The following is a 1363-nucleotide window of genomic DNA, read 5'->3' as shown; positions in this document are numbered from 1 at the left end:
GCCGTCGGTGCGCACGCCGCCTCGATCGCCGTGAAACGGGTCGTGCGCAGGCCGCGGCCGACGCACCCGGACGTCGCGGTGGGGGTGGGTACACCCAGCAAGCTGAGTTTCCCTTCGTCACATGCGACGTCGACGACGGCCGCCGCCGTGCTGTACTCGGGGCTGGTCGGGCGTAATCTCGTGCCCACCCTCGTGCCGCCGATGCTCGTCTCCCGCCTCGTGCTCGGTGTGCACTATCCGACCGACGTACTCGCCGGCGCCGCCCTGGGAGGTGCCGTCGGCGGAATCCTGCGCCGCAGGCTGACCTCACGGAAGCGGAAACGACCATGAGTGAGACGACCGAGCGTGCCGACGTCGCCGGTGGTGCGGCCACCCGGAAGCGGGGTCCCGTCCCGACCGTGGCCGGGGTGGCGAAGACGGCCAGACCCCGGCAGTGGGTGAAGAACGTCCTCGTCTTCGCGGCCCCGTTCACCGCGGCGCAGATCGCGAACCTGGACGTGCTGGCCGACGCGGCGGTGGCGTTCCTCGCGTTCTCGCTGGTCGCGAGCTCGGTCTATCTCATCAACGACGCGGTCGACGTGGAGGCGGACCGCGCGCACCCGACGAAGCGGCACCGGCCGGTCGCGGCGGGCGTCGTGCCGATCCCCGTGGCCTACGCGGCCGCGGGGGTGTTCTTCGCCGCGGGTGCCGCGGTCAGCTTCCTGGCCGACTGGCGGTTGCTGATCGTGCTCGCGGTCTACGAGGCGATCCAGCTCGGCTACTGTTTCGGCCTCAAGCACCAGCCCGTGATCGACCTGGCGATCGTCGGGTCCGGCTTCCTCATGCGGCTGATCGCCGGTGGTGTGGCCACCGGGATCAGTCTGTCCCAGTGGTTCCTGCTGGTCACCGCGTTCGGGTCGCTGTTCATGGTGGCCGGCAAGCGCTACGCCGAGGTGATGCTCTACGAACGCACGGGCGCGAAGATCCGCTCGTCGCTGAAGAAGTACTCGGCCAGCTACCTGCGCTTCGTCTGGGCCACCTCCGCCGCGATACTGATCATGTCGTACTGCCTGTGGGCGTTCGAGCAGCAGCAGAACGTCTCCGGCACGGTGTGGAGCGTGATCTCGATCGTGCCGTTCGTGATCGCGGTGCTGCGGTACGCGGTGGACGTCGACTGCGGGAACGCGGGCGAGCCCGAGGAGATCGCGCTGCGGGACCGCGTCCTGCAGGTCCTGGGCGGGGCGTGGGTGGTCAGTCTCGTGTGCTCGTACTACCTGTGACCACACGCGAGGTGCCCGCATGGTGACCACGCACGACACGGCCGACACGTCCGGCGCGCACCCCGACGACGAGGACCCCCGGCGGCCGGGCACGGTCCCCGGCC

At 70.2% G+C, this 1363-nt stretch carries 2 protein-coding genes; both read left to right on the top strand.

Annotated elements, in window-relative coordinates:
• On the top strand, window positions 1-330 hold a 330-nt coding region (locus tag ACTIR_RS0100075; RefSeq protein ID WP_026452764.1), incomplete at its 5' end, for a phosphatase PAP2 family protein.
• Complete coding sequence (locus ACTIR_RS0100070) at window positions 327-1259, top strand: decaprenyl-phosphate phosphoribosyltransferase (RefSeq protein WP_026452763.1); 933 nt, start codon at window positions 327-329, stop codon at window positions 1257-1259. The genes ACTIR_RS0100075 and ACTIR_RS0100070, both read left to right, overlap by 4 nt.
• The last annotated feature ends 104 nt before the right edge of the window (window positions 1260-1363 follow it).

Source organism: Saccharomonospora iraqiensis subsp. iraqiensis, assembly GCF_000430445.1.
GTDB lineage: Bacteria > Actinomycetota > Actinomycetes > Mycobacteriales > Pseudonocardiaceae > Saccharomonospora > Saccharomonospora iraqiensis.
Note: the sequence above shows the minus strand (reverse complement) of the source record. Positions and strands in the feature narration are given on the sequence as shown.

What these genes read in the sequence shown, in the direction of transcription:
- ACTIR_RS0100070 (WP_026452763.1), top strand. Translation starts at nt 327, where the DNA reads ATGAGTGAGACGACCGAGCGTGCCGACGTCGCCGGTGGTGCGGCCACC.